Raw genomic sequence first — 25,872 nt, 5'->3', positions numbered from 1 at the left:
TCCGAACACAGAAGTTAAGCCCACCAGCGCCGATGGTACTGCGAAAGCGGGAGAGTAGGCCGCCGCCAGTTTTTATTTTATTTTTAAAAAATCCTTTATCTTATGATAGAGGATTTTTTTTGCGTTATACCTATCCTAATCCATAGCCAACCGAAACCCATCAATCCAACCAAAGCACAACCATACAATCCCAAGCATAAGCAATAAGTAATAAGTAATGAGCAATCAGTAATTATTAATAAATAATTGTTCCTGTTGCCATCTAATACCAGAGATCACTGATCATTCATCAATGATTATTGATAACCCATACTCCCGATTGTCACTCCGTAGGAGTCTAAACTATCCTCCTCATTCTGTTTTATCTTTTTCTTCAATTCAATGCCAAGAAGTACGCTTATAAGCTAATTTAATTTTGAATTTACTCAATCACTTAAGTATCAAAAGCTTTCAATACATAGTAATGACTTAATAGGTGTTGATTAAAAAAAAATTAGAAAGATGGAGTTACTCTTATTGATGTATTTAGCATAAATAATTAATGATTGTATATTAATTTAATAAGAATTACGTTTATTTGTTGAAATATCTTGTGATATTATTAAGTATATACCAAATCTAATTTTTATGAAAAAAACCATTTTTAAGGTTGGACTGCTCCAATCCTTATTCTTTTTCGGTGGATTGTATGCACAAAGCGATTCAACTAAAGCGTCAAAGATTGACGAAGTAGTTGTTACAGCCTATGGTGTAAAAAAAGAAAAAAAAGCGCTTGGATATTCTTTCCAGAACGTAAAAGGCCAAACCCTTGTCGACGCTAAAGAAAATAACATAACCAATGCATTAGTAGGAAAGGTTGCCGGATTACAGGTTATTAAAGGAGGTTTTGGACCAGGTTCTTCTTCCAAGATTAACCTGCGGGGGTTTAATTCTTTTACCGGAGATAATCAGCCGCTTATTGTAGTGGATGGAGTTCCGCTAAGTAATAGCTTAGGGTCAAAGGTTAAGCAGAATGGAAAAGACTCTAACAATGATTTCTGGAATCCGGATCTTGATATGGGAAATGGTTTAAGTGATATCAATCCGGATGACATTGAAAGTCTTTCCGTTTTAAAAGGTGGTGCTGCTTCTGCTCTTTACGGTTCCAGAGGTGGAAACGGAGTTATCTTAATTACTACAAAAACCGGTAAAAGAAAGGGAGGGTTAGGAATTACATATTCTACAAGCTTAGGTTTTGAAAATATTTTTATGAAACCTGATTTGCAGCATAGTTTTGCTCAAGGAAGTAATGGTTTGCCCAATCCACAAGGGGTTGACAATACAACTTCCTGGGGACCTGCTTTTGACGGTTCAAATATGACGGTTCATGATAACTTAAAGAACTTTTTTAAGACAGGAACTAATGCACAGCATACCCTGAGCTTTCAGGAGAACTTAGGCGAAGGATCAAGCTTGTACACATCTGCTAATTATTTAAACAGTAATAGTCAGATTCCGAATTCAAAATATGAAAGGTTCAATTTTATGGCAAAAATGAATTCTAATTTTGGAGCTAATAAAAGATGGACAACTGAGATGAAAGCTCAATATATGAGCGTTAAAGGTACAAATAGACCATCTGCAGGACGAGGTGATGGAAATTACTATCCATCAATCCTTTTAATGCCTCAAAATGTTGATGTAAGGGATTATCGTGAGGGGCAAATGCAAAATGAAGTGAAGTCACGCTGGATAACCTCAAATGGAATTAATCCTTATTGGACGGCTTATAATGCATTGAACGCTGATAAAAAGGATAGGTTTCTATTAAACGGCTATCTTAAATATCAATTTAATAATTGGCTGAGCGCAGATGTAAGGCTAGGAACGGATTTCTATTCTTTAAATACTGATGCAAGGGTTTGGACGGGATCTGGCCGTAATAATTCTTACTCCACCGGTCAGGAAAAGTTTTATGAAAATAATTATATCGTAAGTCTTAATGCTAAAAAAGATAATATTATTGGGAAATGGGGAGGATCGCTTTCTGTTTATGGACAGATGATGGAAAGCAGGGATAAGGCCCTATATTTTTCCACACAGAATCTTATTCTGGCTAATGTTTTCAGCACATCTAATACGAGTGATCTTGCTTCTGTTACGACGACTGAAGTTGATATGTGGAAAAAAATTAATTCAGTATTTGCTGCTGCTGAAATTAATTATGACGGATATTGGTTTTTGAATGCTACGGCAAGAAATGATTGGTCTTCTACTTTGAATATTGATAACAGATCTTATTTTTATTCTTCTGTGAGCACTTCATTAGTTTTAACAGATATGCTGAAGAAATTAAATGGTACAACTCTAAATGCCTTAACATTTGCTAAGCTTCGTGCGGCTTATGCAGTTACAGGAAATTCTTTACCACCCCAACAGTTATATAATACCTATACCGCTTCCACAGATCCAGGCGGCCATATAGTGCTTACAAGAAATAAAATTCTTTTTAATTCAAATCTTCATGCTGAGAAGCTTAAAAGTTTTGAAGTTGGTGCAGACATGAAATTTTTTGACAGAGTCTCTTTAGATATAAGTTATTTTAGTAATAATGCAACAGAGCAGCTGATAGATTTACCAATAAATCCTCTTTCAGGATATGAGAAAAAGAAAATTAACTCAGGAGGTCTGCATAACAAAGGGTTTGAATTCGTAATGAATACGGATATCTTTAAGAAGGAAAGTTTTGTATGGAATGTCAATGCCAATTTTTCAACTTTAAAAAGCAACATCGATAAAATTGATGGAAATATTTCAAAATATCCTTTATCAGGTTTTGATAACGTTGCATTCTTCGCGGAAGTAGGAAAACCTTACGGAGCCATTTATGGAACGAAATTCTTAAGAGTAGAGGATGCCAACAGTCCTCATTACGGAAAATTGATTGTGGATCAAAACGGATTACCACGGGCTACTTCTGATCAATATTATCTTGGAGATCAAACTCCGAGAGCTTTGTTTGGTTTCACAAACAGTTTTGTATATAAAAATATTGGACTTTCATTTTTAATTGACGGAAGAATCGGAGGTAAATTTTTCTCCGCAACGCAAGCTGCATTACAAGCGAATGGACTTGCTGCAGATACTGCGCCCGGAGGAAAACGTGATAATATGATTTTAGATGCAGTAGTGGAGGGAAATGGCGGTTATACAGCAAATACCAAAGAAATTACTCAACAGGATTATTGGGGAGCTGTAACAGCTGGAAATTTAGGAATTACAGAACAAAACATTTATGATGCTACCAATATTCGTTTAAGAAATATTCAGCTGACCTATAATTTTCCTAAAAGTATTTTCCAAAAATTAGCCTTACAGAGTGCTAAGGTTGCTTTTACGGCAAATAACGTATGGATGATCTATAGTAAAGCAAAAGGAATTGATCCGGAATCTGTATTCGCAATAAATTCTAATGCTACAGGATTTGAAAACCTTGCTTTTCCCACTTCAAGATCTTATCTATTTACAATCACTTTAGGCTTTTAATTAACAACTGAAACAATGAAAAAATATATCTTATCATTATTTACTATCGGTTTACTATGTACTTCATGCAATGATTTTGAAGACATCAATAATAACCCGTTTGCCGTAGACGCTAATAAAGCAGAACCTGAATATTTCTTAAATAACTCAATTCTCGGTGCTCAGCAAGATCCTAATATTGCAGAACGTGTTTTTGTTTTATACTGGAAAACAGCAGCAAGACAGCATTTATCAACAGGAATTGCGGGTGGAACTTATGACGATTCCTGGACTTCCGAATATTGGAAATACGTATCAGAATGGCTGAATAACGCGAATGCGGCTATTCAACTGGCTAATGAAAAAAAGGCGGCCGGGCAAGGAAAACCTTATTATGACAATGTTATTCAGGTTTCCAGAATTTGGAGAGCTTATTTAATGAGTGAATTTTCGGATAATTTCGGACCGCAACCTATTCAGGCTTTTCAAGGAACGAATCCTACTTTCAATTCTGAAAAAGAAGTGTATTATTTTATTTTGGAAGAATTAAAAGATGCCGTTGCAAAAATGGACACCACCCAAGGAGTACCATCAAATGCTAATGCCTATGATATGGTGTATGGGTTTAATTGGACTCAGTGGGTAAAGTATGCCAACTCTATGAGAATGAGAATTGCTATGAGAATTGCAGAAGTAGATCCCGCAAAAGCAAAAACAGAATTTGAAGCAGCGGCTAATTCAAATACGTTTATCGCTACAAGTGCAGATAATTTTAAAGTGGCTGAAAAATCAGGATGGGATGCCTTAACAGGTGTAATGTCCAGAGAATGGAACTCCCAGATCTTATCAGCAACCCTTAATAATGTATACATTGGTTTAGGAGGAGTCAATTCCACAGACCAATTACCGGGAGCTCAACATACGCAGGTAAAGGCATCTGACTATATTGGTATAAAATATGACCAACAGTTCACTACAATGACCAATGATCCAAGTGCAGGATATTGGTTGGACGGACTACCCAATAAAATCGATCCGAGAGCATATAAAACGTTCTATATTCCAGGGGATCTTACAAGCCCGGTTTACTCATTGTATCCGACATATACCAATCAGGCAACTACCAATCATGGAGATCTTACGTTTGAAGATAATTCTAAAATAACAATAAACACGGTAAATACCTGGAATGCCTATACCATTGGAAATTGGGGAGCAAAAGGACAGAGAAACGGCTTGAGAAATGTAGTAGGATGTATGCCGGCTTTGGGTAAGCAGTATCGGGAAAGTACGAATGCAAGAATATTTTTTGCAAGCTGGGAAACTTATTTCCTTTTGGCGGAAGCTGCATTGAAAGGCTGGGCAGTTCCAATGAGTGATGAAGCTGCCTATAATAAAGGAATTCAGGAAAGCTTTGTTTATAATGGAGTTTCACAATTCTATGGTCAATATATTGCTTCTACGGATTATAACCGTGATGGTACTTCTGTTTCTTACAGTCATATTACAGAACCCGGAGTAAGCCATGCGATGAAATATAAAGATCCTGTAAGCGGGAACTTAGTTTCTGTAGACATTAAATATCCTGTAAATACGATTTATAAAAATGGATCGGTAAAGAATGATAAACTGACAAAGATTATTACCCAGAAATATATTGCCAATACGCCTTGGTTACCGTTGGAATCCTGGAATGATCAGAGAAGACTTGGGCTGCCGTTTTTTGAAAATCCTGCCATCGAAACTCCATTGGCCAACCTTCCTAATCTGAGCTCAGGGAATTATATGACGAATTCTATTCAGAATTTCCCTCAGAGATTAAGATATCCAAGTACTTTCAGAAATACAGATCAGCCTGGATATGATAAAGCGGTACAACTGCTTGGGGGTACAGATGCTGTACTGACTCCTCTTTGGTGGGCCAAACATTAATTTTAAATACAATAAAAAATAATCCTTTTCAAAATCAGAAAAGGATTGTTTTTTATTGATACAAATTGACTGAATATCTCTTTAGATGGATTGTTGAATTAATTACGATAAATATCTGGATCGCTTTGAAGTATTTTTAATTTGCTCCAATTGTGAAAACCACCTGTGTACTATACGTTGTTGCAGGCACGATTACAGAAACTCCGCTTATTTGTAACTGTGCATTAATGCCTGTGTATGATACGCTGTTACCTAGTCCCAAAACTCCGGTAAAATTGATGGTAAAAAATGCGGTAGCTACAGCTTGTGGTATTTCTGTATAGGTTGTACCTCCGTTTATTGTTGCTGTGCAGAGAACACAAAGTCCACTTATACTTGTACTTCCACCACTTCTTTTGGCATAAAGGTGAAGATTGCTATTCCATGTTGTAGGGGTATGGTGTACACTTACTCTGGCAGCACCACTGGTAAGAAGGTTTAGAAATGATCCTGGCAAATTACCAGACAATGTTATTAAATTAGTAGCACTCTGATAAGTTCCTGCATAGTTTGTGCCTGCTTCGGTAATAGTAGGTACGCTTACAGTCCAATTGCTTCCACCTACAGTTATTGTTTGCCCCGCCAAATAACTGCTGATTATTAAAGGAATAATGCATAGATATTTTTTTAAGCTGATTTCCCTGAAAAAGTGGCTGTTAATTTTCATTTTTCAATTTTATTCTGTGATGGTGTAGACAATTACAATAGCTGTATTAGCCTGTGCCAATAAATTAGCATACGTATTGGTTGTTAGAGAAATAGTGAGATTATGGCCATTATTGGCCCCATTTCCTGTAAAAGCACCTCCAATGCCACTAATAATTGTGACAGGAGTCGTGGTAAGGGTAACCTGTCCTGCAGAAGTTCCCAATGTTCCTCCTCCTGCTCCGGAAGCGGCAGCTGCCTGTAATCTTATATTAACTCCTGCAATAACTTTATTTACTGATGCTGTAATTTTTCTGGTAAGCCCGCCGGGTGCAATTGCAGACGTATAGTTGACCCATTTCGAAGTATTGGGAGTTGGATTACCAAGGGCATTTCCTGCTTCAGTAGGGGCTGTAAAATTGAGCGTAAAATTTCCTGTAGGCTCAATATCCATTAAAGTTACGGTAGGTAAAGTCATGGTGACAGTGGTCTGGGAATAGAACAAACCCGACAGAATAAAAGATACTAATAACAATAGCGAACGGATCAAAATCATTTCTTCTTTTTTATTTCATTATATCCTACCTTTAAGGATTCCTGCTGGTATTTTATTTCTATTTGCTGCTTGACAACATGAATATTCAATTTTTTTGTTTCTGAAGGCTTTAGGGTAAACTGAAATTTATCGTTCAAGATTTTATAACGTTTATCAAGACCGTTGCGATAGATTTTAACGGTCCAGTCTCCGGGTCTCAGGTAAGTAAAATCAAAATCCTCACCTATAAAACATATTTTACGATAGGTCTGGTCTTTACCCGTAGCTTCTATAATAATACTTTCTTTTTTCTTTTTCTCTTTTTTAGCAAGCAATTCAGATAGGGCTGTCTGATCTTTATCTTCTGTTTCTACAAAATGAACGTGCCCCTGAACATTGGCAGCTGTCGTTAACCCGAAATTAAAAATATTGTCCTTATTACTCAGAGAAAGGGCTGCTGGAAACGCCAGTGTGGGAATATCATTGATCTCTGTTGTTGAACGGTCAATTTCCAGAAAATAATTTCCAGGAATCACATTTTTGAATAAATAATTACCATCCTGATCGGTAACTGATAGATAACTTCCAAGCATCAATCTTACTCCTTCTGTCTTTTTTATCCCAAGATTACTGATATTTCCGGACAGCGAAATATATTCAGCCGTTTTCTGTACTGGAACATTAGGGCGCCAGGTATAGCGCATGGAAAATATAAAATCTTTATCCCCAATCTCTCCTCTCTGTAATGAATATCTGCCGGAAAGATCAATTTCATTTCCGGGAAATAGCTGCTGGTGGAAAAGAAGTTCAAATAAATTTCTGTCTTTAAAATATTCTTCCGGCATATAATTGTTCTGATAAAAAATACTTAAAGTAGTCTTATCAGAAAAGCGACTGTAAATTCTTGCTCCGTAATAGAGCTGTTTCTGATTCTGCAGCTGATATCTTGAGCTGATGGCATAGCTTCCGAATACATTAAAATAGGTTCTGAATTTTTGAAATGAAAGATTAGCAGAATAAAAACTTGAATTACCACTGAACCCAGTCAGATAATTGTCTGTTTTACCAAACTGCCCTTCAAGATTCACCTGAAACATTCCTACCTGCTGATCAATACTCACCTTGAAAAAACGTTCATAGTAATCAAACTGTCTGGGCTCCAGACGATCCTGATATTTTTGATACCCGCTATTAAGGATCACAGAACCATTTGAGAGATATTTATATTGTAGTCCATATTGCAGATACTGTCTGTAAGGAGCTGCTAAAAACAGGGTGTCTCTCTGGAAATTTTTAGCATCCTGTGTATAGTTGACAAAAGCACTGAGCTTTCTGGAAATTTTGTAGTTAACGTTCCCGTTAAAGGTATTTGTATTCGTAAAATAACCTGCAAATTCAGGACTTGCTTTTACGTACATTAAACTTCCGTTGAACTTTTCGAAAATAGCATCAGCCTGAAGCATATAAGCTGTTCCATCCGTTTTTTTGGTAGCACTGTAGGCTAATTCTCCGGAAATATTAATATTCCTTGATATCTTGAATTTTCCTTTGGCATAAGGAAGATGAGCTTCAGAATCCAATCTTAAATCTCCGTATCGGATCTCCTCCTTTCTTGGAGTTTTGTAAAGATATCCGACCGAAATTTCTGATTCTTTCCTGATTTTGAAGGCAGAGTAAATATTAAATTCATCCTTAATATCTCTGAAAAACCTGGGATGATTATAGAAACCGCCCAGACTCACTTTATTAAAATCATACCGGATTTCTGCCCCGCGGCCATATCTTGCAAACTCTGTTAAATAAGATGAAGAATACGTTTTATCACCAAGATGAATAAAGAAATTATCCCGCTTATAATTCACAAAATATTCCTCATATTGGGTAAATGTATTGAGATCTACAGGATTGTGGGTAACCGCCCGAAATTCGATCTGGTTTTTATTGCCTTTGTCCAGCGTTCCTTTTCCGTAAATTTCTCCCTGAAAGCCATCATTATAAACACCCATATTCTGCATTCCGACAAAAGATAATGAAAGGGCAACAGGAAGTCTGTGATAAATGTCGTTTTCAGATGGTTTTACGGATATAATCTGAGTACTTACATAAACGCTTTGCGCTTCCTTAAGGTTACCTTTTGAATATACCGAAAGATTAAGGTTCTGAAATTCATTTTGACTGAGTTCAGGGTTGGTTATTTTGTGTATCGTAATGATCTTTGACTCATTGGGTTCTAATACTAATGAGGATTCATTGTCAAGGATGGCATTTTTACTTTCAAGATGAATATCCTCCGTTATATTACCATTGTTTTTTAAAAGAAAAGCAGCCCGGATTGTTTCTCCAGCCCTTACGTACTCAGGTGAATTCAGAGCCGTAAGAGAAATATTTCTGTTCCCTGAAACTGTTATTTTTGATGTTTTTGTAAAGGAAATGCCGTTGTTACGGTCTATAATATTCAATGTTACAGAATAATTGCCCTGGCTTGTTTCTGTTGCAATTCGTAAGGGTACCAGATAAGCCGAAGTTTCATGGGCAGCAATCTTAAATTCTCCTTTTGCTAAAATGGGAATAATAGAGGGACTTGAAGTCGTGACTGATATCTCATAAATCCTGTTTTCATCCGAATTATTATCTAATGTGAAAGGAATAGAAGTTGACATTCCCGGTAATATACTATCTTTTTTACTGGACAATCCATTAGATTGCTGCTGAGAAAAAATAAATATCGGGAATAATAATAGGATAATAAATAAAGTCCAAATTCTAATCATTTTTTACTTCTAATTCCACATTGAGTGCAAATGCATTCTCCTCTTCATCTGTAGCAATTATAGCCGCTCTGTATTTGTCCGGCGGTATTTTACTGATATCAATGTAAAACGTTTTGGAGGTGTCAGGAAGCAGTCCCATTGTTAAACTTGAATACGTTCCTATTTTTTCACCGGTTTTACGATTATAAATTTCAATGGCTGTTGTCGGTTTGCAGTAAAGATTACCATTATTGGCTACGGCAATCTTCACGGTTTGCTTTCCCTCCAGCTTTTCTACTTTTACACTTTCAAACTTAAGATCCGGTTTGGCCTTTTCTGTTTCAATATCTGTAATGATCTGGATAGCGTACCGTATAATAGAAGTGATGTTCACTCCCACCTTACTGTCGCTGGGTTTGATATCCTCTACCGGCTCTACAATAATGACGCTCCAATAGCTTCCGGGATCCATGGCTTCATTGGGAACAGTAATCTCATAGAAGACCTCTGTCTTTTCTTTACCTTTCAGAGTGATCAGATTGGTATTGAGTTTAATCCATTCCCCATTGGTACGCTTATTTGTACGCAAAGCAGAATAATTGATGGTTCCGTCAGCATGGTAAGAAAAATCCTGTAAAAATATTTTTACACTTTGAGGATTACTGCCTGTGTTTTCAATGGCAACTTTTCCTTTATAAACCTTTCCGTTTTCTATTTTATAAGAATGCGTAAGCCCGTTGAGAATCACAATACCGGCATGTAAAAAGCTGAACTGCAAAATCAGGGTGATCAAAAGAAGGATACGCTTTATCATCATCATTATTTAAAGTTTGGAGTTAATCATTAATAATACAAAACCAGGAAGAAACTGAATAACAGCTTCTTCTTGTTTTTGACAGGTAGAAAATAATTTTGGTTAAATTCTAATTATCTGATATTGTATAAGTAACGGTAGTTGTAACAGTGGCTGTTGCCTGTAAATCTGCGTACGCTGCTACACCTCCAGGACCACTTCCTGCAGCAAGTGCATAGGTAAGATTGTGACCGTTATTGGCACCATTTCCTGTATAAGCACTTCCGATTCCTGAAATGATAGTCTGGTTGGCAGCACTTAATGTCAACAGACCTGTAGATGCTCCCAATGTTCCTGCTCCTGCTCCGGTAGGTCCTGCTGCTGTTACCTGAAGATCAACTCCGGGAATGACAGCATTCATTGTTACACTTATATTACGGGTAGGATCTGCAACAGATTTAATGGACGAATAATTAAGCCATAAAGTAGTGTTGGCTGTTGCTGGAACGATAGGATTTCCTGCTTCAGTAGGCGCTGTAAACCCAAGAGTAATATTTTTAGTAGCTGATGGCTCAATATCTACCAAAGCAACTTCGGGAATAGAAATGGTAACCGTATGGTTATCTGTCGCGAGGTCTTGCGCGCTCAGATTTCCGGATAGAGCAAACGCAAATAAAGACATGGCAATCGTTAAATTTAATTTTTTCATGATGTAAATAATTAGTTAAGTGAATATAATAAAATTCAGTATACTTTGAAAAAAATATATTATAATTTTTATATTAATGATTATTTACATTATGTAATGCATTATAATTGAAGTATTCTTTAATAGAATAAGTCAAAAAAATCCTGCACGTTTTAAAGTACAGGATTTTATCAATTTTATAAGTATTCTCTACGCCCAGTGCGGATCAGAAACCGAAACCTTTCCGGTCTCAATTCTTCCTGCAAAGTGCCACAGACGATCATTTAGTATTAATTTCAAATCATACCAGCCTTTATATTTATCAAGATCAATAATTATTTTTTCTTCTGATTTTTGTACAGAAATTGTTTTTTTATTTTTTGTGTAAAGATCTTCCAGGCTTATGGAAATATTTTCCTTTTTAGGATTTCTAATGGTCAGTTCAACCTTGTTTTTTGAAATGATATTTGTCAAAATCACCTCTGTTTCAGCATTATTATTTCCTTTGAATTTCCTGAAAAAGCCATTGGGACCGAAAATTTCGTAATCATAGGCTCCGGAATGCACAGCATGGGATAGTTCTTGCTTTGAATATAGAGCATATGAAAAATGATAATGAGTACTGTTGAATTGAGTTCTGTCATAGATTAATAATGGAACTCCATTCTCTTTTAAATTGGTCATTTTAATCTGCTCATCTTCTAAATTGACATGGAAATGATATGGAAGCGGATTTGACGGTTTCAAACCTCTTTCCTGAATCTCAAGTAAATTACCGTTAAGATCATTTTCAGAATACCATTTCAGATCCGGAACAGGTTTATTTTTAGCTGCATTGATGGTTTTAGCATACTCTTTCTGATCCAGATAATTCATCTGTGGAGCTTTTACACTGGAAGAATTAAAGGCAGACGTAAGATCTCCGCATACTGCTCTTCTCCAGTCACTGATATTGTCAACATGAACATTTTTCTTATATTTTTTCATGATGAAATTCTCCAGGAACTGCAGCACGGAAGTGTGATCTGATACTTCGGAATTTACAAAGCCTCCTTTTGTCCAGGGGGAAGCAATAATCATGGGAACTCTGTAACCTAATCCAACCGTTCCTTCTATTTTTTCATAATTTTTTAAAGAAGGATTCGACATATATTCCTGGGACTGATCAACATATTCCACCCCTTCTTTTCCGTTCATATCAACGGGCTGACTCGGATTCACCGGTGGTGCGAAAGGCAGTACATGATCAAAATATCCGTCGTTTTCATCGTAATTGATGATGAATATTGTTTTTTTCCAGGTTTCAGGGTCTTTGGTCAGAATATTCAAAACCTCAGAGATATACCATGCACCATACCATGGCGATCCCGGGTGGTCTGAGAAATGTTCAGGAGCTACCAGCCATGAAACCAGCGGAAGTTTTTTCTCTTCTACATCTTTTCGGAACTGGAACAGTACATCTCCTTCAGGAACAACCAGTCTTTCTCCGTTTTCATCCTTTCCGATTTCCAGTTTCCAGTAATCCGGGTCATTTACATTGGTGGTGAAAGCTTTTTCATGAAGATTTATTTCCTCTTTTGAAAGTTTTGAATAATTATCCGGATGATATTTTACCTGATCTTCCTGAACTTCAGCGAGCATGCTTTCCAGTCTTTGTTTCTGGTTAGGATTTTTTTCAATTTCCTGTTTCAGATACGCTATGATATTAGGAATATTCTGATAATACCCTTTTGAAAATTTAACGTTGAATTTTGAAAACCATTCGATAGGATTATCAGTAAAATTACTCAACCACGCTTCCTGTTCTCCGGACATTCCTTTTGGAAGACTGATTTCATTCTGATAAATTCTCCACGAAACATTCTGCTGTTCTAAAATTTCCGGGAAACTTTTCCATTTGGCCTGTCTTGCTTTGTCATAGTCAATATTTTCATTCACAACATTGGCCTTTACTTTTCCGTTCTGCTGCTCTCTCAACGTGCCGGACCAAAGAAACAGTCTGTTTGGAGTAGTTCCGGTAAGTGAAGAACAGAAATACTGATCGAATATGGTAAATGCATCTGCCAGCTGATAATAAAACGGAAGGTCTTCACGGTTGTAATATCCTAATGTCAGCGGAATATTTTTGTAATCTTTATTTCCTGAAGCTTTAGCCTGAAGCCATTGGTCATATTTTCCTTTGTTCAGTGCTTTTTGCTGATCTGCCCATGAATGAGGCAGTGAGCTCATCCAGGTAGATTTTGTATTTCTCAAATCCAGTCGGGCAGGAGATGCATATTTTCCGTCATCATTCTTTTGAAAGAAAACGGAGTGCCCATCCTGTTTTACAAATGCTCTTTTGTCTAAAAAGCCTCTCACTCCTTTAAGCGCACCGAAAGCATGATCAAATGAACGGTTTTCCTGCATCAGAATTACCACATGTTCTGCATCATAAAATGTAGACTGGGCAGCCGGATCAATGGCCAGCGCTTTTAAAATAGAAGGGTGCAGAACACTTGATGTTCCTAATCCAGCTAATAAAAGACTTGATTTCTCTAAAAATTCTCTTCTTTTCATGTTCAATCGTAATAAGAAAGAAACCGCAAGTTAATAGGATTTTCCTGCGATTTCTTTGTTTTATATAAAAATAATCAGATTTTTATTGCAGCCACCAAGGTTTAGAATTGATGTTGTCATTTCCACCATACTGGGCAGCCAGAGCAGCTTTTAAATTGCTGCTGTTATAACTGTATTCTGACTGTGGATATCTGAATCTGAAAGGAGCTGCCACTCCGGTTTTCAGAGGATAGTTTGGATATCCTGTTCTTAAATAGTCATAATAAGAAGTCCATTGTGCCTGATGGAACATGGTCATGTATTTTTGAGTCATAATTTTCTCAAGCTGTGCCTGCAAAGGATCAGCATTATTATAAACAACCAGAGACGTTGCCAGATACTGATTCACATCAAATCCTGAGAAATATTGTCCCTGATTTTTTACATAAGTCTGATAAAAATTGAAACTTGCTTTGATAGCATTGTCATAATGGGTTTTTGCAGACCCGGAAATCCAGCCTCTTGCAGTGGCTTCAGCAAGGATAAACTCAAGTTCTGAGTAGCTTAATACGGAAGCTGGTTCATTGGTAGGATCTTTATAAAAACGGTCGTTTACTTTAGAGATGTTCTTAGCCGTGATCAAAGCAGCATTGTCAGAATAGGGAGAAGTGGGATTTCCTCCGTTATAGGCTGTAAAATCTGTGATGGCTTTTCCTGCCTCTTTAGCTCCGGTAGTCTGTGCTGCAAAAGTGAATAAACGTGGATCATGTCTGTCTTTGAACATATTAATGAAATAATCCGCCATATATAAACTGGAACCATATCCACTGTTGTTAAACATCGAATATCTGCTGTCTGCAGCGTCAGCAAACTTAAGCTCACCGTTATCCGCAATAGAAGTCATTAAAGACTGGCTTCCTGCGATAGACGCAAATTCTGTGGCAATATTATAATTTCCTACTGTCGTTTTCTTAGATAAAGTGATCAGAATTTTCAGACGGAAAGAATTGATCAGTTTTTTCCACTTCAATGCATCTCCGTTATACACAATGTCACCTTCAATTTTGTCATTGGTATTAATAAGATCATTCGCTTCTTTTAATTCTGATAAAATTCCGGACATTACAGCTTCCTGTGTATCATATTTAGGCTGGGTAATCCCGGATTCTCCTTTTGCCGCTTCGGAATAGGGAGCGCTTCCTACTTTTAAACTGATATTGAAAAAATGATAAGCTCTTAAAAACTTTCCGATGGCCAGATAATTTTTATTTCCTCTTTTCTCTGCTTCCTGCATCATTTTTCCAGTATTCAGAAGTCCTTTTGTATACACTTCAAAAGAGGTGTCATTCCATTTCATATACTGATAAGAATTTTCGCCATCGGTACCAATCATCATTCTTGAAGCATACATATTATCACCATTTACCTGAAACGTGTATTTTTCAACGTAAGTCAGAAGATTTTTAGGATCAACGCTGGCTTGGTCATTGGGATTCTCATTGATAGTATCAAGGCTGGTTTCACATGAAGCCAATGTCAGAAGTCCTGCAGCAAATAAAGATTTCATCAGCCACTTTGCTGTTTTACCTTGTTGCCCTTTTGCGTTATTGATATTATTTTTCATTGTCTTGACGTACTTTTTAGTTAAAACTTAAGATTAAATCCGATTCCGAACCATCTGCTGGATGGATCCTGAATATCATTGGCAATATCTTCCTTTCTACCTGATCTGATCTGGAAATCAGGATCAGAGTAAAGGTTCTTTGATTTTTTCCACATTGCTAAGTTATAGGCTGAAATATTGGCGGTGAAACCTTTCACCATTCCTTTAGGATTCAATAATGAAGAGAAATCATATTCTAATACTACAGATCTCAGCTTAACGAAGGTTCTGTCAAAAACGTTTGCAAACTCTTCACTTTCATCCTGCGTTACCCTTGCCTGATATGGATAGTTCTGTGCCCAGTCCTGGAAGCTGATAGCCTTCGTGTGTGGAGTGTAAAGGCCGGTGGCTGGATTGTAGTTAACGCCGTCCGGAACGAAATAATATTTTCCTGGATTGGCGTACTCAAGATCTCTGTACGCTACAGAATTAGGATGTTTTCCTCCCCACCACATTTTTTCAACAACCTGAGACCTCATCACGCCTCCAATGCTTCCGTCGATTCCGATGTTTAAAGTGAATTTTTTGTATTTAAAGGTATTGTTGAAACCAAAAGTCCAGTCCGGATTGAAATGTCCTAAGTTACTTGGCGTATTGGCTCTCGTTGGCATTCCTGAATTAGCATCAAGAATTACTTTTCCGTCCGGAGACTTTTGCCATGTATAATCGTAATAGCTGTCCATTCTTTCCCCCAACTTAATGTTTTGATAGTTGGGCATATTATCATAAATGGAAGTCAGTTTTTGTTCATAAGTACTCCAGTTGATCAAAGTTTTCCAACTGAAATCGGCCGTTTTTACCGGAACCAAACCAAGAGAAACTTCAAATCCTTTGGTGGTATATTCATTTCCGTTTACATATTGTGACGTGAATCCTGATGATTCTGCCGCTGGAAACTGAAGAATATTATTATAATCAAGTGTTCTGAAATAAGTGGCATCTAAAGTAATTCTGTTATTCAGGAAGCCTGCGCTTAATCCTAATTCATAAGATTTTGTCTGCTCAGGTTTCAGAGAGTTTTCTACATTCAGAGTGGTAGGATAATAATAGGTAGGATTTCCGTTGAAAGTGATTCCCTGATTGTTCAGATAATAATTTCTGATAGAATAAGGCTGGAAGTCATACGCCACTTTCGCCCATGAAGCGGAAAGCTTCAGCATATTGATAGACTCCGGTAATTTTACCAGATTTGAAATAACAGCACTGATGGATGCCGAAGGGTAGAAGTAAGATCTGTTGGCTTTTGGAAGTGTAGAAGACCAGTCATTACGTCCTGAAACATTGATGAAAAACGCATTATACAATCCGATGTCAATCGTGGAATAAGCACTATAAATAAGTTTTTCCTTCAGATAGGTATAGTTTTTAAGCGCTCCGATTGAGTTTTCAAATGTATATACTTCAGGAGTTCTCAATCCGTCCGTAGATCTTTCATTGCTATTGTTTTTGAAATAGAAAGCTGAACCTCCGGCATTGATGGTGAAATCAAAGTTTTCGGATATCTTTTTCTTGTAAGTCGCCAGAACATCATAGTTAAGATTCCATGTTTTGTTATCTTTCAGAATATAACCTCCACTTCTTGGCGCACTGTAATTGAAATAAGAATAAGGACTTAATATTTCTGTTTTGCTATGGTTTTCCACAAGAGATATTTTCCCTTTTACCGAAAGATCCTGGGTAGCTTTATACTCTAAACTAGTCTGTGCATTGATGATATTCGTTCTGTTCTGATTTTTATAATACTCGGATCCGAACCAAGGGTTGTTGTACCATGCATAGTTCCAGTTGGCTTGTGCTGTTCCTTCCTTCCCTGGAATCCACATGTGATTTTTCAGGGCTCTCCCGTCTACATCGCCTCCCATCCAGATCAGGATTGTATACATGTGCCCGCTTGGGTTGTAATCGTAGTTAGGAATATTAGGCGTAAAAGCCTGGTTGAAATTGAATTTCGTATTAAAGATTAACTTTTCTCCAAGATGATTTTCAGACGAAAAGTTGAGTCCATATTTTTGAAGATAAGAATTCGGAACTCTGTCATCATAGTTCATAAAGTTTCCTGAAAACCTGTATATGTCTTTATTATCTCTATAGCTGATAGCGAAATTATTGTTGTTGATAACCGCAGGTTTTAAGAAAGTACTTAAGTTATCATGGTATTTCCAGTCAATCGGAACTCTTTCATATCTTGCTTTATTATCATATTGAGTTCCTGTCACTGCTCCATACCAAGGCACTACCTGTCCGGTTACTTTATCTCTGATAGGGCTGTTCCACTGGGCAATCTGTAAACCCGGAACGAATTTTGGACCCCAGATCATATCTCCGTCATTCACACCGCCATCGGCCCCATCCCAGAATTCGTACTTTCCGTGAGATCCGTTTCCGTATTCAGTCTGTGTTTTCGGAAGATTGGTAAATCCTCCCGTAATCATGGTATTTTGTGAAAATTCTACGGAGAATCCTTTCTTCTTAGCTGATTTTGTTGTAATCAAAACGGCTCCGTAACGGCCTCTGGAACCATATAGTGCAGAAGCGGTGGCTCCTTTCAATACGTTGATATTCTCAATGTTGTTCGGATCTAAATTCTGGAAAACTTCTTTTTCCACAATCACTCCATCTATAACAAAAACCACATTTGAATTTCCTCTCAGGGTAAACTGTGGTGCCTGCTGCATTCCTGTTGGATTGGAAACATTCAGACCGGCTACCTGTCCGGAAAATAAATTACCAATACTTGGAGTGGTGATGGTTTCAAACTGTTTGGTTCCCACTTCCTGAGTAGAATAACCAATTTTTTCTTTCTTCTTGGCAATACCTAATGCGGTAATGACAACCCCTTCAATCTGTTTTTCGTTTGGTTTTTTTAAAACAATGGAATACTGTTTTTTTGAAGAAACCTCAACGGTATAAACAGAAAAATCAGGAGCAAAAAATTCAAGAATGTCTTTAGGGTTTGCAGAAATGGTGAAATTACCATTATTATCTGTAGTAGCAGTCTTTCCTGTGTTTTTGTCGGTGACGTTCACACCGGAAACACTGGAGCCATTTTCTGATTTTACATTTCCGGAAATATTGATTTCCTGTGCGGAAAAATAAAGAGGAAGTAAAAAAACGGCAAAAGTAGCTAGAGTTTTCTTCATTTTTTTTGAAGGCAAATTTAGCAGAGCACTGTTACCTGTGTTTTAATGATGTATTAAAATAAAAATACGATTTAATATTTTTTAACATGAAGAATTAATAGAAAGGTAAAGTGAAAAATGTCCTTTGTATAAGGGATTTTGCTTTATTATATATAGATATTAATATAAGGTAGCAAGCTGAAATGGTAGGATAGAATCTGTTGTTTTCTAAAATCTACTCAGGATTCCCCAATGGATTTTAATATCATTAAACTTAAAAGGATTTCCAAACTCGTTACCATTAGACAGCTGGAAACTCATCAGACCGATAGGAATGAAGAAATTGAAACCGAGCCCGACACTGTAGAGCTTGGGTTTTACATTCAACGACTTATTATTGAGCTGTCCATACTGCCCAAAGAGATCAAAAAAAGCTTGATTGCCAATCAGATACCGGTATTCCAGACTTCCATAATAGTAAAAGTCGGCGGCGAGGGAGTTTTCATTGAATCCCCGCATTGAATTCCAGCCCCCGAAACGGTATAATTCGTTGGCAGAGAACTCTATTTTAGAATCCATCATGGCTCCTTCTCCCTTAATGTTCAGGAAGTGATTTCCTGAGATATGATAATTGTGTTCTCCAAAGAAATAAAACTGGTTTTGTGTAGCTTTAATATTATCTTTAGAATAGGTTGTTGTTAAAAAATCATAGCCCGCATTGATCCTTGTTTTGTAAAGGAAAAGATCGATATCAGTAGGTTCAGTCATTTCAAACCATATCCCGATCCCGTTTTTGTTGTAGTCTTTTCCCTGAACATATAAGGTATCAATAATAGTAGAGGCTTCCAATGTTCCTCTTAAACCGATTTTGTTTCGGTTGTTGATATGATAATAAAAAGCGGGAAGGAATTTTACATTGGCGAATGTAGAATCCTGTCGGTAAATATTCACTTTTGCATTCATCCCGACATTCGATTTGAACAGGTACGGAATATCCACCTGAAGATCAAAATTTTGTCCTTTATCAGGGTTTCTCTGCCAGTATAAATTGACGGTTTCAAAACCGTTGAACATATTCCTGAAATTGACATTCATGGTACCATTTAACGTAAACTTGGAGCTTTTGTCGTTCCCGAAACCAATTACCCCGTCAAAAGTATTCGTCTTTTTCTTTTCCAGAAACAGGAAAATGCTTGTGGAGTCTTTGGTGAACAAGGTTTGTGGCTGCCGTTCAAGAGTCAGAAAAGGATGGCTCTGAAAGGTTTTATTGATGGCTAAAAGGTTTTTGTCATCGTAGTTTTTACCTTTAAATTCCTTTTCAAGATTTTTGATAAATCTTCTGGGAACTTTTTCATATCCTTTAATGACGAAATTATTGATCGTTCTTTTATCATTCTTGTTGATGTCAAGTTCTACGATTGGGTAGCCGTTTTTCTGTCCCTTATATCTAGATTTGATTCTGCTGAAAGAATACCCGTCATCAATATAAGTTTTGTTGATACTTTTCTTGGTGGAATCTAAATTTTTAGTGAAAAAATCTTTCTGAATCTTTAGCTTCTGAACAAGAGAATCGGTAAGGTTTACATAAGTTTCATTGAAATTCTTGCCTTTGTCAAAGAAAATTTCGGTGCTGTCACCTTTTACTTTTACTTCTTTCAGCTTGGTGAAGAAATAATTATTCTGAGCTAATGAATCCAGAAATTTTACCGCAGAAGTGGAATCTTTTACCTTTTTCCTAACCTTGGTTTCTGTATCAATGAGCCAATACTGCTTCTTCTGCGCTTGTGTAAAAACGCAGAACAGTACAAAAAATATTTTTAAAAGTAATTTCAATTTATCATTCTGAATGTGAAGGGAGTTGAGAAATCTTCAGTACAAAAGATTCTTCACTGTATTGCATTCCGTTCAGAATGACAATGCGCCCTTTCAATCAACTAATTTTTATCCAGTTTATTATATTTCTTCATCAAATTCTCGTAAGTTCCCTGTGGAAGAATCCATTTCAAAGGAACTCCGATTTTCTGCCCGAATTTACCAAAATAATAATGAGCTTTCCATTTATTTTTTGCTAAAAGTTTTTCAATGTATTCTGCAACTTCCAAAGGATCGGTTCCGTCATTCACATGAGAATTCATCAAAGCGTAAACTTTATCAAAAACATTTTTATAAGGCTGGGAAACCTGTGTTATCACTCTGTTATCGGCAATATTGGTTTTAATATCTCCCAAATGCAGAGAACATACCTCAATATTCCATGGGTATACTTCATACCTCATCGCTTCCGTTACTTTGTCCAGAGCAGACTTTGAAGCTGAGTAAAATCCACGGAAAGGAAGTCCCATTTCACTTCCGATACTGGAAACATTGATAATTTTTCCAAATTTATGTTCACGCATTTTAGGAAGAACTGCGCTCATCATCTGTACAGGTCCGGCAAGATTCAGGCTGAACAATTTTAAAATATCTTCTTTCGTAGAATCCTCTACTGCTCCTACCATTCCCATTCCGGCATTGTTAATCAGAACGTCAATTCTGGATTCTGTTTTTAAAACCTCAGCGATAGCATTCTGAACAGCGGTGTTATCGGTTACATCAGTAGGTATAGATTTGAAATACTTACTTTCTGTATGCTTGCGGCTTAATCCGTATACTTTATGTCCTTTTTTACCAAAATATTCGGCCAATGCAAACCCGATTCCTGATGAGGTTCCTGTAATAATGATGGTCATTGAATTTGTCTGATTTTATTGTTTTTATTTTTCTTCTGATGTCATTCAGACGGTTTTAATGATCTGTGTTCAAAAGTAAAATCTATTTTCAGCAAATGTAAAAAAAGAAAAATGAACTCAGTTATTTATTATTCCTGAAATAATTTTAATGATTTCTTGATCTATTGTCATCCTTTGATAGCAAACTTAAAATAAAGTTAATCTCAATCATGCCTGTAATATTAACGGAATGATTACTTTTAATTACTTATATTATTGAAATACAGTGTTTTAATTTTATTATATGGTGTGTGGCTTCTATAAAAAGCTAAAATTTCTTAATAAAAACATAAGGAAACCTTAATGAGGGGTGGGAGCGGACTGTTCTAATTTTGCACCTAATCAAAAAGGAGATCATGAATGTATTTAAAATCCCTGTCTCAGTAACTTATTTAACGGGTAGGGTATTACTTATTGGTGCAATATCAGCGTCACCGATGTTCCTCGCTCAGAAAAAAGACAGCTTAAAAGAAAAATCCATTGACGAGATTGTTGTTGTTGGATACGGAACACAGAAAAAAAGTAAAGTTTCCGGCGCTGTTTCGGAGGCTTCACTGGATAAGCTTACTTCCAGATCATTGTCTGGTGTAGGAGAAGTTCTCCAGGGTAAAGCTCCCGGAGTAACTGTAGTGAACGAAGGTGGAGATCCTAACGGAGCACCTAAGGTAAATATTCGTGGTCTGGGAGGAATCAACGGAGAAACTCCTCTTTATGTGGTAGATGGAGTGGTTTTTAACGGAACACCATCTATTAATCCAAACGATATTCAGGATATTTCTGTGCTTAAAGATGCTTCTGCCGCAATTTATGGTGCAAGATCTTCCGGAGGGGTTATCCTTATTACCACTAAAAGAGGGAAAAAAGGAAATCTTACCGTAGACTTTGATGTAAAATATGGTGTGAACCAGGCATGGAGACTGAAAGAATCTCTGAATGCAACAGAATTTCAGGATGTAATGTACAAAGCATATGAAAATGCCGGGAAACTGGGAAGCTTACCCATTGCTTTTAATCCTAACCAATATCCGGACGGTAGAATTACCAAAACAGACTGGATGAAAGAAATTTTCAGAACAGGAACTATTCAGGAATACAATGTCAACTTAAGCGGGGGAAGTGATAAATCCAGATATTTTGTGGGAATGAACCATAGAAACCTGGAAGGGATTTTATTGAATACACAGGCAAAACGATACAATTTCAGAGTCAATTCTGAACATAAAGTAAAAGACTGGTTAACGATCGGAGAAAATATGTATTATAATTACTCTGATGGAAATACAGCGGATACCAAAAGTGGTTATACAGGAGCTTTAGTGGCTGCGATGTATTATCCGCCGAACGTTCCGGTGTACACGCCAAGCGGAGCTTTTTCCGGATTACCAATTGATGTGGCAGGAGGTTACGGAGATATGATCAACCCGGTGGCGTATCTTAAAAGGATCAGTATCAGAAATCCTACTCATGAGATTTTGATCAATCCATATGCGGAAATTACTTTAGCTAAAGATTTAAAATTCCGTTCCAACTTCTCGCAGACCTTTAAACTGGGTGATGTAAAAAACTTTACCTACAGAGTATTGGAAGTTGGGAAAATTTTTGATACCAATAATTTAGAATATCAGTCCAATAATTCATCTACAGCCCTTGCAGAGCAGTTGCTTACCTATAAAATTACTGCCGGAAAACATAATTTTGATTTCCTGGGAGGATTCACTTTCCAGAAGACCATAGATGAAGGTTTTATAGCAAAAGCCTATGATTTCAGAAGTGAAGCTGAGGTTTTTCAACATCTTCAGAATGCTGCAGATACCAATAAAGATGTTTCCAGTTACCGATACAAGCAGTCTTTGGTTTCTTACCTAGCGAGAGTAAACTATGATTATGCCGGAAAATACATTGTAAGTGTATTGGGCAGACGTGATGGTTCTTCACTGGTAGCGAAACAAAATCGTTTTGCTAATTACTATGCTGTTTCCGGTGCATGGGTGGTTTCTAAAGAAAACTTTATGCAGGATATTTCATGGCTTTCAAGTCTGAAATTGAGAGGAAGTTATGGTATTCTGGGTAACCTTGGAGGAATTTCTCCACAAGCTGTTAACCCATTAATGACCAGAGACAATAACGTGATTTTCGGACAGGATCCTTCTCAAAATATTGCTTATTATGCAACTACACGCCCAAACCCGGATCTGAAATGGGGGAAATCTGAACAGACTAACTTTGGAGTTGATGCTTCTTTCCTTCACAACAGCCTTTCCTTACAGTTTGATTATTTCGTCAAGAATTCTAAAGATCAGATCTTCAATGTAAGCTTACCAAGTACAGCAACGTATAACAATCAGTATGTAAATGCAGGATTGTTCCAGGATAAAGGATACGAACTAGGAATCAATTACAACAAAATAATTTCGGATGATTTTACTTTCTCAATAGGAGGAACTTTTAGTCAACTAAAAAACACGGTGAAGCAGCTTGCCAATGTGGATGAGATCTTTATCAACGATAACGGAGTAAGAGGTGTATTGAAACCAACCCGAGTAAAAGTGGGAGATCCTCTATATTCTTTCTATGGTTACAAGACAGGAGGGATTTTCCAGACGCAGGAAGAGATCAACAATTATAAAGATGCCAATGGAAATCTTATTCAGCCGAATGCTAAGCCGGGAGATATTAAATTCCTGAAAAAAGAAGGAAATACGGGCGTACTTAACAACAATGACTTTGTAAACCTTGGAAGCCCATATCCTAAGTTCTCCTACGGATTCTCTTATAACATGACCTGGAAAAACTTTGATCTGAATTTATTCTTCCAGGGAGTTTACGGAAATAAAATATTCAACGGGATGAAATTTATTTCTTTAAACCCAGGTGGGACAGGGCAGAACTATAACATGGATAAGGATATTCTGAATGCATGGACTCCTCAAAATACAAATACCGATATCCCAAGACTGGTACATGGAGATCCAGGCGGTAACTATTCCAAAGTATCGGATTTCTATGTGGAAGACGGGTCTTATTTAAGACTGAAAAACCTTACCGTTGGGTATTCATTACCGAAAGAACTGTACAGCAGGCTGGATGTGAACAAAGTGAGAATTTATGTAACCACCAACAATCTGTTTACGATAACGAAATATACAGGATTTGATCCTGAAGTAGGAATGAATTCTTATGGTGTAGATACTGGAAGATATCCTCAGGCACGTTCATTCATCTTTGGGGTGGAGATCGGATTGTAATTTTTTAACCAACAAAAAGTAAAAAAATGAAATTTTTCAATAAAATATTTTTAATATCAGGAATATCCGTAATGCTTTTATCATGTACAGGAGAGCTGGATGTTCAGCCGGAAGGAACACCTACCGAAGCCAGTTTCTGGAAAACGGAAAATGACCTGATTACCGGAGCCAATGCCATGTATAAACCATTATTTGACGGAGAATTTTACGGAAGAGGTCTGTTTTGGTTTATCAATGCCAGTGATGATATGGTAACCGGAAGGGCAAAAAGTGAAGCGGATAACGCAAAAAACTTTAGCAGTAACTACATCGCCGCAGGAGATCTTGAAACCCAATGGAACAAAAGATACAACGTAATTGGAGTAGCCAACCGTGTGATCCGTAATGTTGATAACATCCAGACTTCACAAGCTATTAAAAATAAATATCTGGGTGAAGCTTTGTTCATGAGCAGCAGAATGTATTTTGAACTTTCTTACTCTTACGGAAATGAAAAAGCGGGAATTCCTATTATCGACCGTTCAAAAGATCCGGATCCAAACCCGATTCCGAGAGCAGCCAATGTGATGGAAAACTACACCTACATTGTAAACGACCTGAAAAGAGCAGCAGAATTGTTACCTACTCAGGCAGAACTTCCTGCAAAAGATTACGGCAGACCTCATAAAGCTGCAGCATGGGCACTTTTAGCAAAGGTATACTTGTTTATGAAGGATTGGAAAAATGCAGAATTCTGGGCTAATGAAGTGATGACAAAAGGAAACAGAGCTTTGCTAGGGAATTTTGCTGATGTTTTCAAAGCAGATAATAACTACAGTTCAGAATATATCTGGTCTATTCCCGGAACTCCCAAGTTTACATCATGGGGAAGTATTCTTCCAGGCGTAATGCTTGAAAATAAAGGTTGGGGAGAATATAACGGGTGGGGATATTTCCAGCCGACAAAAGAACTCTACGACGAATATGAAACAGGAGATCTTAGAAGAAGTGCTTCTATTCTAAAAGTAGGGGACAAATTTACCTTCAATGGAAAAGAAAGAATATATGCTTCTTCCAATTCTCTTACCGGATACCAGTTCAATAAATATATGGATGCTTTCAAATATCAGCTGAACAGCGGTCACGTGAGTGCCAACGGAGATTATCCGTGTACTGATCTTGCCGTTCCTATCATGCGTTATGCTGAGGTGATCCTTATCAAAGCAGAAGCTTCACTGATGCAGGGGAAATCTGCAGACCAGGAAATCAATATGATCAGAGTACGTGCAGGTTTATCTCCGAAAAACGGATGTACAATGGCCGATCTGAAACATGAAAGACGTTGTGAACTGGCAGGTGAATGGGCAGACAGACACAGAGACCTTGTACGTTGGGGAGATGCACAGGCAGCGTATGCAAAACCTTTGCACGGTATCAATGGACAGGTTGTGTGGGCAGCAAGAAACTTTAATCCAGCTGTACATAATGTTTGGGCAGTTCCGCAGGCTGAAATCGTAAACAGTCATGGGATCATTAAACAAAATGAAGGCTGGTAACATTTTTAATCTTTTATATATAAGCCACTATATCATTGCAGAAGCTTCTGTGATTATATAGTTTTTTCACAGGTATAGGGTTAGGATGTCTTATTTACCTTATAAAAATAACAATGGTATA

14 protein-coding genes and 1 rRNA gene are annotated in these 25,872 nt (G+C 37.1%); 5 read left to right on the top strand and 10 right to left on the bottom strand.

All coding sequences use genetic code 11. The features are described from left to right. The 3 genes from rrf to AC57AW_RS24035 all read left to right on the top strand — a co-directional run. A 5S ribosomal RNA gene (rrf, locus tag AC57AW_RS24045) occupies nt 1-71 on the top strand; the annotation flags it as partial. Between the two features lie 556 nt (nt 72-627). Beyond that, nucleotides 628-3,525: a SusC/RagA family TonB-linked outer membrane protein gene (locus tag AC57AW_RS24040; RefSeq protein ID WP_496353870.1), complete on the top strand. Its 2,898-nt coding sequence runs from the start codon at nt 628-630 to the stop codon at nt 3,523-3,525. A gap of 15 nt (nt 3,526-3,540) precedes the next feature. Further along, on the top strand, nt 3,541-5,436 hold the full coding sequence (locus AC57AW_RS24035; protein WP_496353869.1) for a SusD/RagB family nutrient-binding outer membrane lipoprotein: 1,896 nt from the start codon (nt 3,541-3,543) through the stop codon (nt 5,434-5,436). Nucleotides 5,437-5,572: 136 nt separating this feature from the next. Here AC57AW_RS24035 and AC57AW_RS24030 read toward each other — a convergent pair whose 3' ends face one another. From AC57AW_RS24030 to AC57AW_RS23985, 10 genes are all read right to left on the bottom strand, one after another. After that, on the bottom strand, nt 5,573-6,142 hold the full coding sequence (locus AC57AW_RS24030) for a hypothetical protein (RefSeq protein WP_318846253.1): 570 nt from the start codon (nt 6,140-6,142) through the stop codon (nt 5,573-5,575). Nucleotides 6,143-6,151: 9 nt separating this feature from the next. Then, nucleotides 6,152-6,598 carry a hypothetical protein gene (locus AC57AW_RS24025; RefSeq protein WP_496353868.1) on the bottom strand — a complete coding sequence of 149 codons (447 nt, stop codon included), beginning with the start codon at nt 6,596-6,598 and terminating at the stop codon, nt 6,152-6,154. 74 nt (nt 6,599-6,672) lie between these two features. Next, nucleotides 6,673-9,426, bottom strand: coding sequence for a hypothetical protein (locus AC57AW_RS24020; RefSeq protein WP_496353867.1), 2,754 nt, complete (start codon nt 9,424-9,426; stop codon nt 6,673-6,675). Continuing rightward, entirely contained in the window at nt 9,419-10,219 is an 801-nt protein-coding gene (locus AC57AW_RS24015; protein ID WP_496353866.1) for a WxL protein host-binding domain-containing protein, read from the bottom strand. Before AC57AW_RS24015 ends, AC57AW_RS24020 begins: the two co-directional genes overlap by 8 nt. A 109-nt stretch (nt 10,220-10,328) precedes the next feature. Beyond that, nucleotides 10,329-10,907: a hypothetical protein gene (locus AC57AW_RS24010; protein WP_318846257.1), complete on the bottom strand. Its 579-nt coding sequence runs from the start codon at nt 10,905-10,907 to the stop codon at nt 10,329-10,331. 189 nt (nt 10,908-11,096) lie between these two features. Continuing rightward, nucleotides 11,097-13,442, bottom strand: a complete 2,346-nt coding sequence (locus tag AC57AW_RS24005; RefSeq protein ID WP_496353865.1) for a phosphocholine-specific phospholipase C — start codon at nt 13,440-13,442, stop codon at nt 11,097-11,099. A gap of 82 nt (nt 13,443-13,524) precedes the next feature. Beyond that, nucleotides 13,525-15,045, bottom strand: coding sequence for a SusD/RagB family nutrient-binding outer membrane lipoprotein (locus AC57AW_RS24000; RefSeq protein ID WP_496353864.1), 1,521 nt, complete (start codon nt 15,043-15,045; stop codon nt 13,525-13,527). Nucleotides 15,046-15,065: 20 nt separating this feature from the next. After that, nucleotides 15,066-18,224 carry a SusC/RagA family TonB-linked outer membrane protein gene (locus AC57AW_RS23995; RefSeq protein WP_496353863.1) on the bottom strand — a complete coding sequence of 1,053 codons (3,159 nt, stop codon included), beginning with the start codon at nt 18,222-18,224 and terminating at the stop codon, nt 15,066-15,068. 207 nt (nt 18,225-18,431) lie between these two features. After that, on the bottom strand, nt 18,432-20,036 hold the full coding sequence (locus tag AC57AW_RS23990; RefSeq protein ID WP_496353862.1) for an autotransporter assembly complex protein TamA: 1,605 nt from the start codon (nt 20,034-20,036) through the stop codon (nt 18,432-18,434). Between the two features lie 101 nt (nt 20,037-20,137). Continuing rightward, nucleotides 20,138-20,932 (bottom strand): SDR family oxidoreductase, encoded by a 795-nt coding sequence (locus AC57AW_RS23985; protein WP_318846262.1) that lies wholly within the window; start codon nt 20,930-20,932, stop codon nt 20,138-20,140. 395 nt (nt 20,933-21,327) lie between these two features. Here AC57AW_RS23985 and AC57AW_RS23980 point away from each other — a divergent pair, with 395 nt between their 5' ends. Both AC57AW_RS23980 and AC57AW_RS23975 read left to right on the top strand, forming a co-directional pair. Beyond that, a complete protein-coding gene (locus AC57AW_RS23980; RefSeq protein WP_496353861.1) occupies nt 21,328-24,216 on the top strand; it encodes a SusC/RagA family TonB-linked outer membrane protein in 2,889 nt (962 codons plus the stop codon). 26 nt (nt 24,217-24,242) lie between these two features. Further along, nucleotides 24,243-25,751 (top strand): RagB/SusD family nutrient uptake outer membrane protein, encoded by a 1,509-nt coding sequence (locus tag AC57AW_RS23975; protein ID WP_318846264.1) that lies wholly within the window; start codon nt 24,243-24,245, stop codon nt 25,749-25,751. Nucleotides 25,752-25,872: the final 121 nt, after the last annotated feature.

The sequence above is a fragment of the Chryseobacterium sp. BGA-UO-ETr-SB22 genome, assembly GCF_059567885.1.
The sequence above is the reverse complement of the archived record's forward strand: the minus strand, read 5'-3'. Positions and strand labels throughout refer to the sequence as shown.